Below are 13692 nucleotides of genomic sequence, written 5' to 3' on the forward strand. Positions count from 1 at the left end.
CATTGCTCCGTTTCCAGTCCCCGCCCGTCGAACCGTGCATGCCGTTCTCCGGCACACGGCTCACCGACGTCGTTCACCGCCTGGCATTCGACCTCCCCCGCCAGTCCCGAAAGGGCCTGGGCGCGACGACGATTCCCGACAACGTGACCAGCCCGAGTTGGTCCGAAGACTGGAAGGCCACAACCGACCAGCCGAACCCTCGGGAGCGGCGATGGCGTTTGCGAAGCACGAGAGCCATCCGCATCCGCGCATAGCTCCTGATCTTGTTGAAGTGCCGGGAGGAGTTACCGAACCGGAAATACGCGGCCCAGCCGCGCAGGAACCGGTTGATGTCCTCCACGATCACCTCCGGGTGCAGCAGCAACCGGGACCGCAGCGTCAGCTGACGGATCCGATCACGAGCGTGCTGCATGGCCCGATCGGCGGGCCAGCGGGCAAGGAAGGTGACAGGCCGTTTACCGTCCCGCCCCGAACTGCGCACCAACCGATGGTGGAAGCCGAGAAAATCCAGCCCTTCTCCACCGACCTCCAGGCGCACGATCCGGGTCTTGGCCGCCTTCGGCTTCAAGCCGAGCTCGGCCAGCAGCGTCGTCAGCCGCGCGAGCGCGCGTTCGGCCTGGCTGCGAGACCAGCACATCACCGTCACATCGTCGGCATAGCGCACCAGAACCCCATCACCGTCATCCCACGCCCGATCAAGTCGGTGCAGGTAGACGTTGCACAAAACGGGTGAGATCACCCCGCCTTGCGCGGTTCCGGTGACCGGCCGACGCACCTGCCCCTCCTCCATCACCCCGGCACGCAAGATCGCGCGCAGGAGCTTGAGAACGGACTGGTCACAGACGCGTTCCTCGACCGCTCGTATCAACTCATCATGCGGAATCGCCGAAAAGCAGTCGGCGATATCCGTCTCCACCACCCACCGGCGCCCGCGATAACACTCATCGATGAGCACCTGCAAGGCGTCGTGCGCCGAGCGCTTCGGACGGAACCCGAACGAACAGCCCAGCATGTCCGCCTCGAAGACCGGTTCGAACACGATCTTCAGGGCGGCTTGCACGATGCGGTCCCGAACCGCGGGAATCGATAACGGCCTCTGCTCGGCCGTGCCCGGCTTGGGGATCAGCACCCGCCGCGCCGGAAGCGGCCGATACCGCCCCTCCCGCAGTTCACCGGCCACCTCGTCGAGCAGCCGGGCAACCCCGTACTCCTCAACCTGGCCCAGGGTGGTCTTGTCGATACCGGGTGCGCCGTTGTTGGCGCGCACCGCGACCCACCCGCGCTGCAGCACGTCCCTGCGGCAGACCTTGTCATACAGCGCGTGGAATCGACGCCCGGGATCGGCCTTGGCCGCCCGGTAGAGCGCATGCTGCAAGGCTCGGACCGGATCACGCGGAACCCGTGGTTCCCGTGACCCCTTGGCGGCGGGACTAGCCTGACCGGCACTCACCGGGCCCCTCCATCACAGTCGCTACGCATCGACGAAGCAGCGGCCCTTCCCTCACCGCCGGTTGTGTTGTCCGGTCGGCTCCAGCAGTACTACGGCCGCCTCCGACGCCCACCCGGCCGGCACTCCATTTCCCGGCGTTGACCGGTTATAGGACGCCACGCTCCGGCAACACCCATCACCGCAGGTTGCCGGGCCGGGGAGGGCCTCCCCAGTTCCCGCCGCCACTCTCGATACGTTCCGCGCCCCATACGCCGGGGAGTCCTTGACGGCTGCGCCTCCAGGCTCTTCACCGCGTCCATGGCCTTCGCCCTGGATTCGGGGGCTCGGCTCTCCCTGGTTCCCGACCAATGGCCGGGACCTCTAACGACGCCGCAGGCTTCGCTTCATGCTACGGACCGCATCGTTGCTCCCCCTGTTACAGGGCCTTTGACGCTGGGCTTCGGCCCCGCCCGTTTCCAGACGAAACCGCCAGCCTGCTACCGGGCCTCCTGGCAGCTACCCGGACCGGACTCACACCGGCAAGCGACGACGAGCTTACGAACAACAGGATCCACCGCTACGTCACGGCTTCACCTCCCGTCCTGCTGGGCGCACGAAAGATCGAGGCTAGAGCTGTCGTCACGAACTACACCACTCGGTGGGACGCCATCCCGCCTGCGGGTGCGCACCGCCTGCCAGTGGCTGCTCGTACGTAATAGTCGTGCCATATCAAGTCAGCCGGTGCGGAGCTGGTCGAGGAGCGGGGTACGGACGTCGCAGTTGCCGAGCGCGAACGAGTCGGCGAGGGCGATCAGTTCGTCGTCGCGGAGTCCGCGGAACAACTCGGCGTACTCGTAGGCCAGGGGCTGGGCGACCGTGAGATTCAGGATGAGCGTCCGAACCCAGTCGAAACGCCCCCATGGGTAAGGCTCGAAGCCGGGGAATTCGCGCGCGATCATGTTTTGAAACGGCTCGGTCACCTCCACGACGCCCTGACCGTCGCTGCCCCACTGGTCGGCGCCCAAGCGGTTCTTCTTCGCCACGAAGTCGCCGAATCGGGTCAAGTATGCAGAGTCGGGCCGGACCATGACCACGCCCTGCCGTCCGAGGTCTTTGTACATCCAGATCGACCAGCCGGCTCCGTCTCGGCGGTAGATGTCGAGCTGATCATCCAGGAGCTGCCGGCGCATGGCATCGACCCGTTCGTCACCGGTATAGATGGGGCCGAATTCCCCTACCCAGACGGGGGTTCCGGTACGGCGGCAGTATGCGGTGCGTTCGGCATACTTGGCTTCGAGCGCCGCCTTGTCGAAATACTTGCCGTCGGTGAAACCGGGATAGTCCCCGCCACGGCCCAGACCTGGGGCGGCGTAGTCGTGGCAGACGTAGACGGTGTTCTCCCAAGGCTCGTCGAAGATGTCGAACTCCGTCGAGTAGGTGTTGCCGTCGAGAAACAGGATGTGGCGGTTGTCGACCTTGCGGATGGCCTCGACCAGGCGGCGATAGAAGGGTCCCACCACGGCTCGAGATTCGTCCGCGGGTTCGTTTATCGGGTTGTATCCGGCCACCCACGGATTGTCCTTGTAGTGGTCGGCGATGTGCTCCCACATCGCCACCACTCGATCCTGGAAATGCGGGTGATCCCAGAACGCCGGTCGGTGCGTGGGGTTGTCCGAGTGCCAGTGGTGATTCTGCGAGCCGGGCAGCGCGTGCAGATCGATGACCGAGTAGATCCCGTGCCGCGCGCAGGCGTCAATGGCCCGGTCCAGGTGCCGGAACCCGTCCTCCTTGAACACGAACGGCTCGCTGTCGTCCTCGAAATGACGGTAGTTGACCGGGAACCGTACGCAGTTCAGCCCGGCATCGGCCAGCAGTTTCGCGTCTCCGTCGGCGAAGAACGCGGTCAGCAGCCGCTCGAAGAAGAGCTCGTAGCGATCGTCGCCGAGCACCGCGCGCACCGTGCTGCGCATGAGCGATTCATTACCGGAATAGCCGGTGATGAAGTTCTCCATGTTCAACCAGCCGCCCACGGCGACACCCCGCAGGCGTACGGTGGTGTCCGTCTCATCGACGAACTCACGGCCCGCAGTACGAAGAAACGTCATATTTCCTCTGTTCCTCATCTACTACTTCAGGGCACCGGCCGCCAGGCCGCGCTCGAAAAGACCCTGCAGGGACAGGTAGGCCACGATCTCGGGGATCGCGGTGATGACCGCGCTGGCCAGGACCTTGGTCTGGTCGTTGCTGAACTGGCTGACGAAGAACTGCGGCAGCAATGTGATCGTCTGTTTGGCCGGGTCCTGAATGAGGACCAGCGGCAGCAGGTAGGAGTTCCAGGCGCCGATCAGCGTCAGCACGACGATGGCCGCGCCGATGGGCCGCGTCATCGGCAGGACGATGTAGCGGAAGGCCGCGAAGATGCCGGCGCCGTCGACCCGCGCGGCGTCGAACAACGAATCGGGGACTCCGTCGATGAACTTGCGCGCGAGCAGCACGGCGAAGGGGATCTGCAGCGCCGCCAGCGGCAACACGACCGCCCAGTAGGTGTCGTACACGCCCAGTGCCAGAGTGGTGGCGAACAACGGCGTGAGCAGCACGACCTCGGGCAGCGTGAGCGCGGCCAGGATCAACCAGAAGTAGACCTCCTTGCCACGTATGTGCAGCTTGGAGAACCCGAACGCGGCCAGCATGGTCAGGACGTACACGATCAGGATCGTCGAGACGGCGATGACGGCGCTGTTCTTGAAGAACGTCCCTACCGCGCCGACCGCGAACACCGCCTGGTAGTTGCCCAATCCCTCGCCAGCCAGCGATCCCTGGACCATGGCGACCAGGGGGAACACGTACGGAATGATCAGCAGCGTGGCGAAGAGCTGGAGCAGCAGCCGGGTCGAACGGCGACGGGCCTCAAACACCGGGCTCACGGTCCTTTCTGTTGGCACGGGTGGCGACGGCGATCGCGCCGAGCAACGCCAGGATGAGCAGCATGATCGACAGCGCCGCCCCGTAGCCGACATGTGCCTGCGGGATGCTGACCCGATAGATGTAGGTGCCGAGGAACTCCGTGCTGTAGTTCGGCCCGCCGATGGTCACCAGGTACGGCACGTCGAACGTCTTCAGCGCCCCGATCACGCCGAGCATGCCCAGGGCGACCGTCGTCCCCCTGACTCCCGGCCAGACGATGCTCACCAGGATCCGGAGGTTGCCTGCGCCGTCGGTGCGCGCGGCCTCCAGGGTTTCCGGGTCGATCTGCCCCATCGCCGCGTAGTAGAGGACGAAGGTCAGGCCGGTGAACTCCCAGACGGTGATGAACATGATGACCGGCATCGCCGTACTCGACTGGGCCAGCCACGGCTGGGCCAGGAAACCGAGACCGATGTGCTCCAAGACCCAGTTGAGCTGGCCGTCGGCGGCGAACATCTGCCGGAACACCGGCGCCATCGTCGCCGGCGCGATGACCACCGGCGTGAACACGAGCACCTTGTAGACGGCGGTGAGCTTGATCTTCGAGTGCAGCACCGCTGCGAAGACGAACCCGATGAGGGTCTGCACGGCGAAGGTCACGACGAAGAAGACGACTGTGTGCCAGAGGGCGAGCCAGAAGATCGGGTCGTTCAGAAGCTCGGCGTAGTTCCGCGCTCCCACCGGTGTGGGAGTCGGGCTCGTGCCGTCCCAGTCCAATGTCGAGAGGTAACCGGTCTCGATGATGCAGTAGTAGATGAGGCCGACCACGAGCACGAAGGCCGGCGTGATCCATGGCAGGCCCGAGGGGCGCAGGGTGTTCCTGGCTCGGCGTGGCGGGGGAAGAGTGGCGGACGAGGGACGACGCGTCTCGTCCTGCTGCGAGGTGAGGGAGGTCATGGGTCTTCCCGCGCGGCTACTTGATCTTCTCGGCCGTGCTCTGCAGGGTCGCCGCGGCCTGCTCCGGTGTCGCCTGCCCGGCGGCCACTGTGGTGGACGCGACGCCGATCGCGGTCTGCAGGTCGGCGGTCACCGTCGCCAGGCGAGGCTCGTTCGACTGGCTCGCGTCCTTGATCAGCTTCTCCAGCGCGGGCTGCTGCACGGAGGGGTTGACCAGCTTCACCGCGTCCCAGTTCGGCTGGGCGCTGGTCAGTGCGGGGATGTCGTTGAGGATGTCGGCCACGGCCTGCTGGCCCTCCTGTGACGTGCCGAGCCAGGTGACGAAGGTCGTGGCGGCGGCGATGGATTTGGACTTCTTGTTCACGGCCAGCCCGAAGTCCGCGTCACCGAAGAGGGCCCCGACGTTGCCTGTGCCCGCCACGTCCGGGAACGCGATGGGGATCTGGGTGAACGGCTTCGGGTTCGCGACGCCGGCCCCGGAGATCGCGGTCGTGTTGCCTTCCACTGTGGAGTACTGCATATACCAGGTCCCCATCATGACCATCGCGTACTTACCGGACATGAAGCCGTTGTTGGCGTCCGGGTACTGTTGCACGCCGAGCGCGCCCTCCTGCATGATCCCGTCGTCGAACATCCGCTTCCAGATGGTCAGCGCCTGGACGATGGCCGGGTCGGTCCACGGGGTCTCGCCCTTCAACGCCTTCTCCCACACGCCCGGCTTGACGTTGTCGGTGATCGCCTGCAGCGTGTCCTCGTTGAACGCGGGCTGGCCGGCGCCCTGCACGAAGCAGCCGACGTCGTGGGACTTGAAAGCCGCACAGACCTTCTTCCACTCGTCGTACGTCTTGGGCGGGGCCAACCCGTACTTGTCAAACAGGTCCTTGTTGGCCCAGATCGTTCCTGAGAAGACCGACCCGACCGACATGGCGGCGAGCTTGCCGTCCGTGGTCAGGCTCGACACCCCGATCGGGGCCAGCTTGGACTTCCAGTCCTGCCCCAGGGCCTTCTGTACGGCGGGCGTGAGGTCGACGGCGTTGACCCCGTAGATGCCGACCGCGCCGTTGGCCGCCCCCGGCGCGACGGCGAAGACGTCCGGGCCGACCGACGAGGCCAGCGCAGGTCGGATCGCGGCGTCGTAGCCGTCAATGGTCAGCTTCTTGAAGGTGACCTTGATCTTCGGATACACCTTGTTGAATGCCTTGATGTACGCTTCGGCGGGCGCGGAGTCGGGCGTCCACCCCCACCAGGTGATGTCGCCCGAGTCGGCCGCGCCCTTGTCCGCGGTCTCGGTCGAAACTCCGCCTGCGCACCCGGCGAGCGCCAGCCCTGTGGCCATGAACAAGGCCACGGCTCGGGGGAGGCGGCGCTTCCTGGTTCGAGGGGATCCCAGCATGTGATCTCTCCTTGCACGTGATGGCACGTACTGGCCGTTTCGATGCCGAGTCACCCGCCGGAAGGAAGGCGACGGGCCGGACTCGTGCGGATGGAGGCAGAACGAACGAACGACGAAACGGACGGCTCTGCGGTGTCCGAAAGTTTCGGAAAGGATCCTTGCCCGTGAGCAGCGAAACACCGCACGACGTACAGTGTCAAGAACTTTGCCCGAATTCATTTCCGAGAAGTTTCGAAGGACGCACGGTCAACTGCTCTCGCCCTTGCGGGGGCAGGGTCGATGCGAAGGACCGCGCCATGCCCCATCGCTTCTCGCCAACCGGCACGTAAGCTGCGGGAACCCCATCAGGCGCGGGCCCGACCAACCCGTTATCCGCGATGCTACGGTGAAAGAAAGTTTCCGAACGTCTGGGCCAGAGCATGATGAGAGGTGCCGTGGCGACCGAACACGAGGGCACGAAAGTGCGTAAACGGGTGAGGGGTGTGGCGCGGCGCGTCGCCGGCGAGCGCGTGACCATCGCGGTGGTCGCCCGCGCGGCGGGCGTGTCCGTGCCGACCGTGAGCAAGGTGCTCAACGGCCGTGACGCGGTCGGCCCGGAGACCCGCCGCAGGGTCGAGGACGCCCTCGCCGCGACGGGCTACCGGCGCCGAGGCCGGTCCGAGACGGGCAAGACCGGCCTCGTGGATTTCGTGATCACCGAGCTGGACACCGCGTGGGCCTGCGAGCTGCTGCGCGGCGCCGAGCAGGAGGCATACCGGTTGGGCGCCCGCCTGGTCCTGACCGTCACCCACGACCGTCAGGCCCACCCGCGCGAGTGGTTCAAGACCCTCGCCTCCCGGGAGAGTGACGGCGTGGTCATCGTGTTGTCGAGCAGCACCCGCCTGATAGCCCCCGAGCGGCTGCGCTCGATCGACGCCCCGTTCGTCGTCATCGACCAGATGGGCGGCTACGACCAGAACGTCCCGACCATCGGGGCCACCAACTGGGCGGGCGGATTCGCGGCCACAGAGCACCTGACCGATCTGGGCCACCGGCGCATCGGCATGATCACCGGGCCTGACGACGTTCTGTGCGGCCTGGAACGCCTCGACGGCTACCGCGCCGCGCTCGGCCGGGCCGGGTTGTCCCCCGATGAGGACCTGGTACGGCGGGGCGACTTCTACGCCGAGGGCGGCCGCCGCGGCGCGGCCGAGCTGCTCGACCTGCCCGAACCTCCCACCGCCATCTTCGCCGGGTCCGACCAGCAGGCGACGGGCGTGTACGACGAGGCCCACGCCAGGGGCCTGCGCATCCCCGACGACCTCAGCGTCGTCGGCTTCGACGACGTCGACATGTGCGAGTGGATGACGCCGCGGCTGACCACCGTCAGGCAGCCGCTCGCCCAGATGGCCGTGCTGGCCGTACGAAACGTGCTGGAGACCGCGCACTCGCCTGATGAGCACCCGCTACGCCTCGAGCTGTCCACCCGCCTGGTGGTGCGGGAGAGCACCGCGCCGTGGAAGCCGGCCCGGGCCGCGCGCCGCCGCAGGTGAGACGGCGCTCGGCCGCGGTTCAGGGGAGAGGGACGCCGAGCACGTCGCGCCAGGAGTATCGCGGTTCGTAGCCCAGCTCCTCGCGTGCCCTGGCGCTGCTCAGCAGGCTTCCGTACGGCTCGAGCGGGCCGTGCGCCGGCACGTCGGGGAACATCGACGCCACCAGGTCGGCCGAGGGCCGGTCCATCAGCGTGTCCCGCGCGGCGATGATGTACGCTCGGGCGCCCGTGACCTCGGCGAACAGTGCCCGGCGGCATGCCTGGGCGACGTCTCGGACGTCGACGTAGCTCCACAGGTTGAAGGCCCGTGTCAGCGGATCGTCCCAGCAGGACGGGATCTTCGGGTAGTCGGTGGCGTCGTGCACGTTCGACAGCCGCAAGCCGACGACGGGGATGCCGGCCCACGAGGAGATGTGCTCGGCCAGCGTCTCCCCGATCACCTTCGACAGCGCGTACGCGGAGTGGGGGTGCGGGTAGTGGTCCTCGTCGACGGGCAGGTAGCGCGGCGGGGCCTGCGGCCCGAACGGGAATCCCAGCGTGGTCTCGCTCGACGTCCACACGATCCGGCGGGTGCCGAGCTTGGCCGCGGCGAGGAAGACGTTGCTGTTCATGGCCGTGTTGTCGGTGAAGGTGCGGGCGTCGGTGTAGAAGCCCGGTGCGGGGATGGCCGCGAGGTGGACGACGGCGTCCATCCCGGTCAGCGCGTCGACGGTGTCGCCGAAGTCCGTCAGGTCGGCGCGCATCAGCGGGGTGCCCAGTTCCTCGTGGAAGGGGCCGCGGTCGCCGGGCGCGCCGGTCACGTCGACGGCGCGGACGTCGTGTCCGTGAGCGAGCAGATCCTGGACCACGGCGCGCCCGGTCTTGCCGTTCGCCCCTGTCACCGCGATGTTCACGGCCGGCCTCACTTTCACGATGGTGTCGGTAAACGGCTCGGAGGCCACCGCGCGGTGCGGCGTGGGGCGGCCAGTCCGCGCTGGGCCCTCGACCTTACGGGCCAGTGTCGCAGATCGGGACAAGTCATCGAAACTCGTCAGGTGGTTCGGTGGTGGCCAGGGCCGTCCTGACAGGCGGTGATACGGTCGGAAGCAGTCCATTTCGGCGCCCTGGCTCCCTTGACGTTCTTCGACATACAGCCCTACGTTGTGGATGAGCTGTAGAAGTTTCGGATACGTTTCCGAAACATTTCTGCGCGGCGGCACCCCGAGCCGATCGCATCAGAGACGACTCACAGATTCCGGAGACTCGTAGTGAAGGTTCTCTACATCGGCGGCACCGGTACGATCAGCTCGTCCTGCGTGGCCGAGTCGGTGCGCCAGGGCATGGACGTCCACGTCCTGAACCGCGGCCGCACCGCCAATGTCCGCCCTCTCCCCGACAGCGTCACCACCATCACCGGCGACGTCCAGGACCCGGAGTCGATGCGCCGGATCCTCGACGGCGCCTCCTATGACTGCGTGGTCAACTTCCTCAGTTATGGCGCCGAGGACGCCTCGGCCGCCGTGGACCTGCTGGAGGGCCGTACGGGTCAGTACATCCACATCAGCACCGCCTCGATGTACCACAAGCCGGTGCGGCGGGTGCCGTTCGTGGAATCGACCACGCGGCACAACCCCTACCTGGCCTACGCCCAGGACAAGATCGCCGCCGAGGACGTCCTGCGGCGCGCGTACGAGGAGCGCGGCTTCCCGGTCACCATCGTGCGGCCCTCGCACACCTACGACGACGCCCGCCCGCCGCTGCCCGGCGACTGGACCGCCTGGGACCGGATCGTGCGCGGCGACGAGCTGGTCGTACCGGGCGACGGCACCAGCCTGTGGACCCTGACGCACGCGGAGGACTTCGCCGTGGGCCTGGTCGGGCTGACCGGGAACTGGCAGGCGGTCGGTGAGGACTTCCACATCACCTCCGACGAAGTGCTCACCTGGAACGAGATCTACGACGTCATCGGGCTGACGGCGGGAACCCGGGCCCGGCTGCTGCACCTGCCCTCGGAGTTCCTCCCGATCGTGGCCCCCGACTGGTTCTGGTCCAACCTGATCCTCGGTGACCTGTCGCACAGCGCCGTGTTCGACAACACCAAGATCAAGCGATTCGTACCGTCGTTCCGGCCGGCGATCACCTGGCCGACCGGCGCCAGGCGGCTGCTGGAGTGGCGTTCCGGTCACGCCGAGCACACCCGGCCGAACCCCGAGACCGACGCGCTGCTGGGCCGCCTCGTCGAAGGACACCAGGCCGCGGTGGCCGCGGTGGGGAAGCTGGCTCCATGACACAGCGAGCCGGCACGGGCTCCGGCCCGGTCGCGCGGCCGTGGTTGGACGTGTCCGCCGTCCACGGCGAAGGCGTGGTGTGGGACCACGCCGCAGGATTGCTGCGGTTCGTCGACATCCCGCGCGGGCGGGTGTTCGCCGCCGACCTCGGCACCGGCGCCGTGGACTGGTTCGACCTGCCGGCGCCGGTGACCGCCGTGCACCCCACGACCGATCCCGCGACGCTCATCGTGGCGGACGGCGACGGCATCGCCCTCGCCGCCGAAGGCGTGCGGGTCGAACGGCTGGCCGCGCCGCTCGCGGGACAGCCCGGTATCCGCATGAACGACGGCAACGTCGACCCGGCAGGACGGTACTTCGCCGGCAGCATGGCCTATGACGCCGAGCCGGGCGCGGGGTGCCTGTACCGTCTCGACTCCGACCATTCGCTGCACACCGTGCTCACCGGCGTCACCATCGGCAACGGCATCGACTGGTCGCCGGACGCCACATCGTGTTACTTCGTGGACAGCACGCTGCGCCGCATCGACGTGTTCGACTACGAGGTGGCGACCGGGGCGCTGTCGAACCGGCGCGTGTTCGCCGACACCTCCGCCATCCCCGGCATCCCGGACGGGCTCACCGTCGACAGCGAGGGCGGGGTGTGGGCGGCCTTCTTCGGCGGGTCGCGCGTCTGCCGCTTCGACGCCCAGGGACAGGCCGACCTCACCATCATGCTCCCGGTGTCCCAGGTGACGTCCTGCTGCTTCGCCGGGCCCGAGCTGGACCGGCTCGTCATCAGCACCTCCACCGACGGCCTCTCGGCCGGCGACCTACGAGAGCAGCCCGCGGCCGGCGCGATCTTCCTGGCCGAACCGGGACACAGCGGCCGGATATCGAAAGGATTCGTGATCTGACATGGCCGGCGACCGTACCTCCCACGAGGACCTCGTCGAAGACCTGGTGGCCAGGATGAGCCTGGCCGAGAAGGTCGCGCAGCTCTACGGCGTCTGGGTGGGCATCGACGACGGCGACGGCGAGATGGCTCCGCACCAGCACGAGTTCGCCCAGCTCCACGCCGAGTGGGACGACCTGGTCCGCGACGGCCTCGGCCAGCTCACCCGGCCGTTCGGCACCGCGCCCGTCGACGTCCGCACGGGCGCGGCCACGCTCGCGAAGACGCAACGCTCGATCATGGCAGCCGGGCGGTGGGGGATCCCCGCGCTGGTGCACGAAGAGACCCTGACCGGCCTGGCCGCGTGGCGAGCCGCCGTCTACCCCTCACCGCTGTGCTGGGGCGCGAGCTTCGATCCCGAACTGGTCGAACGGATGGGCGCCCAGATCGGCGCCACCATGCGGCGCCTCGGAATCCACCAGGGCCTCGCCCCGGTCATGGACGTCGCCCGTGACCTGCGCTGGGGGCGCGTCGAGGAGACCATCGGCGAGGACCCTCTCCTGGTGGGCACGATCGGCAGCGCCTACGTCCGCGGCCTGCAGTCGGCGGGCGTGGTCGCCACGCTGAAGCACTTCGTGGGCTACTCGGCCTCGAAGGGCGGCCGTAACCTGGCGCCGGTGTCGGCCGGCCGCCGCGAGATCGCCGACGTGCTCCTGCCTCCGTTCGAGATGGCGCTGCGGGCGGGAGCCGACTCGGTGATGAACTCCTACGCGGACGTGGACGGGGTGCCGGTCGCGGCCGATCCAGGGCTGCTCACGGACCTGCTCCGCGACACGTACGGCTTCACCGGCACGGTCGTGGCCGACTACTTCTCGATCGCCTTCCTGCAAGCCCTGCACAACGTGGCGGGCTCACCGGGCGAGGCGGCCGGGCTGGCGCTCTCGGCCGGGATCGACGTGGAGCTGCCCACGGTGCACTGCTATGGCCCGCCGCTGGCCGAGGCGGTCGAACGCGGAGAGGTGGACCTCGCCCTGGTCGATCGCGCGCTGCGGCGCGTGCTCCGGCAGAAGGCCCGGCTCGGCCTGCTGGATGAGGGCTGGTCGCCCGAACCTGCCGTACTCGACGAGGCGGGCGACGTCGTGCTGGACGACGCGGCGACGCGTGCCCTGGCCGGGGAACTGGCTCGCCGGTCCGTCGTGCTGCTGCGCAACACCGGGACGCTGCCGCTGGCGCCGAACCTGAAACTGGCCGTGATCGGGCCGCGTGCCGACACTCCGCAGGCCATGATGGGGTGCTACTCGTTCCCCATGCACGTCGGCGTGCACCACCCCGGCGTGGACCTCGGCATCGAGGTGCCGACGCTGGTCGAGGCGCTGAGCGGCGACGCGGCCGGTTATGACGTCCGTTACGAGCAGGGGTGTCCCGTGCTCGGCGGGGACGATGCCGGGATCACCGCCGCCGCGGAGCTGGCGGCCGACGCGGACGTCTGCGTGGCCGTGCTCGGCGACCAGGCGGGGCTGTTCGGAGGCGGGACCTCCGGCGAGGGGTGCGACGCGACGAGTCTGCGCCTTCCCGGCCGGCAGGAGGAACTGCTGGAGGCCGTGCTGGCCACCGGCACGCCGGTGGTGCTGGTCCTGCTGGTCGGGCGGCCGTACGAGCTGTCGCGGCAGGTGGACAGGCTGGCAGCCGTGGTGTGCGGGTTCTTCCCCGGCGAGGAGGGCGCGCATGCTCTGGCCGACGTCTTGTCCGGGCGGGCCGACCCGATGGGACGGCTGCCGGTGAGCTTCCCCCGCGACAGCGGCAACCAGCCCGCCACCTACCTCTCCGCGCCTCTGGCGCAGCGCAGCAAGGTGAGCGCCGTGGACCCCACGCCGCTGTTCGCCTTCGGCCACGGGCTTTCCTACGCACCGGTCGTCTGGACGGCCGTCGCGGGGGATCCGTCGGGGAGGTGGGCCACCGACGGCACCTTCGACGTGCGGGTCACGCTGCACAACGACGCGGCACACACGGTGTCGGAGGTGGTCCAGGTGTACCTGCACGACCCGGTCGCCGAGGTGGCCAGGCCCGTGCAGTCGCTGCTCGCCGCCCCTCGGGTGGACCTGGCCCCGGGAGAGACGCGCGAGGTCACCATGTCGCTGCACGCCGACCAGACGTCCTACACCGGGGCGTCAGGGCGGCGGCAGGTGGATCCCGGTGAGGTCGAGCTGCGGGTCGGGGCCTCCAGTGCCGACATCCGCCAGACCATCAGCGTCTCGATGACCGGGCCGCGGCGGTACGTCGGCTTCGACCGGGTGATGGAGGCGAGGGTCGGTCAGGCCTGAAAGTGACGCGTACGGC

Annotated in this window: 10 protein-coding genes; 4 read left to right on the top strand and 6 right to left on the bottom strand. The window is 68.2% G+C overall.

Translation table 11 applies throughout. From position 1 onward, the window contains the following. Nucleotides 1–73: 73 nt before the first annotated feature. The 5 genes from ltrA to ABGB18_RS44065 all read right to left on the bottom strand — a co-directional run bounded on the left by ltrA (nt 74) and on the right by ABGB18_RS44065 (nt 6683). Nucleotides 74–1375 (bottom strand): group II intron reverse transcriptase/maturase, encoded by a 1302-nt coding sequence (gene ltrA / locus ABGB18_RS44045; RefSeq protein ID WP_347701664.1) that lies wholly within the window; start codon nt 1373–1375, stop codon nt 74–76. 788 nt (nt 1376–2163) lie between these two features. Next, nucleotides 2164–3534 carry a cellulase family glycosylhydrolase gene (locus ABGB18_RS44050; protein WP_347701665.1) on the bottom strand — a complete coding sequence of 457 codons (1371 nt, stop codon included), beginning with the start codon at nt 3532–3534 and terminating at the stop codon, nt 2164–2166. 21 nt (nt 3535–3555) lie between these two features. Continuing rightward, complete coding sequence (locus ABGB18_RS44055; protein ID WP_347701666.1) at nt 3556–4344, bottom strand: carbohydrate ABC transporter permease; 789 nt, start codon at nt 4342–4344, stop codon at nt 3556–3558. Next, the gene (locus ABGB18_RS44060) at nt 4337–5290 is read right to left on the bottom strand and encodes a sugar ABC transporter permease (protein WP_347701667.1); all 954 of its coding nucleotides are present in this window, start codon (nt 5288–5290) and stop codon (nt 4337–4339) included. The genes ABGB18_RS44055 and ABGB18_RS44060 overlap by 8 nt, the downstream gene beginning before the upstream one ends. A gap of 16 nt (nt 5291–5306) precedes the next feature. Beyond that, complete coding sequence (locus ABGB18_RS44065) at nt 5307–6683, bottom strand: ABC transporter substrate-binding protein (RefSeq protein WP_347701668.1); 1377 nt, start codon at nt 6681–6683, stop codon at nt 5307–5309. A gap of 434 nt (nt 6684–7117) precedes the next feature. Here ABGB18_RS44065 and ABGB18_RS44070 point away from each other — a divergent pair, with 434 nt between their 5' ends. After that, entirely contained in the window at nt 7118–8215 is a 1098-nt protein-coding gene (locus ABGB18_RS44070; protein ID WP_347701669.1) for a LacI family DNA-binding transcriptional regulator, read from the top strand. Nucleotides 8216–8234: 19 nt separating this feature from the next. Here ABGB18_RS44070 and ABGB18_RS44075 read toward each other — a convergent pair whose 3' ends face one another. Continuing rightward, nucleotides 8235–9125, bottom strand: a complete 891-nt coding sequence (locus ABGB18_RS44075; protein WP_347701670.1) for an NAD(P)-dependent oxidoreductase — start codon at nt 9123–9125, stop codon at nt 8235–8237. 336 nt (nt 9126–9461) lie between these two features. Between ABGB18_RS44075 and ABGB18_RS44080 the strand changes: the two genes are divergently transcribed. Genes ABGB18_RS44080 through ABGB18_RS44090 form a run of 3 tightly spaced genes read left to right on the top strand, consistent with a single transcriptional unit; the run spans nt 9462 to nt 13676 of the window. Next, on the top strand, nt 9462–10481 hold the full coding sequence (locus ABGB18_RS44080; RefSeq protein ID WP_347701671.1) for an NAD-dependent epimerase/dehydratase family protein: 1020 nt from the start codon (nt 9462–9464) through the stop codon (nt 10479–10481). Then, nucleotides 10478–11377 (top strand): SMP-30/gluconolactonase/LRE family protein, encoded by a 900-nt coding sequence (locus tag ABGB18_RS44085; protein WP_347701672.1) that lies wholly within the window; start codon nt 10478–10480, stop codon nt 11375–11377. The genes ABGB18_RS44080 and ABGB18_RS44085 overlap by 4 nt, the downstream gene beginning before the upstream one ends. A gap of 1 nt (nt 11378) precedes the next feature. Next, nucleotides 11379–13676 (top strand): glycoside hydrolase family 3 N-terminal domain-containing protein, encoded by a 2298-nt coding sequence (locus ABGB18_RS44090; protein ID WP_347701673.1) that lies wholly within the window; start codon nt 11379–11381, stop codon nt 13674–13676. The last annotated feature ends 16 nt before the right edge of the window (nt 13677–13692 follow it).

Origin of the sequence: Nonomuraea sp. B12E4, from assembly GCF_039871825.1 — a bacterium.
In the GTDB taxonomy this organism is placed as follows: Bacteria; Actinomycetota; Actinomycetes; order Streptosporangiales; family Streptosporangiaceae; genus Nonomuraea.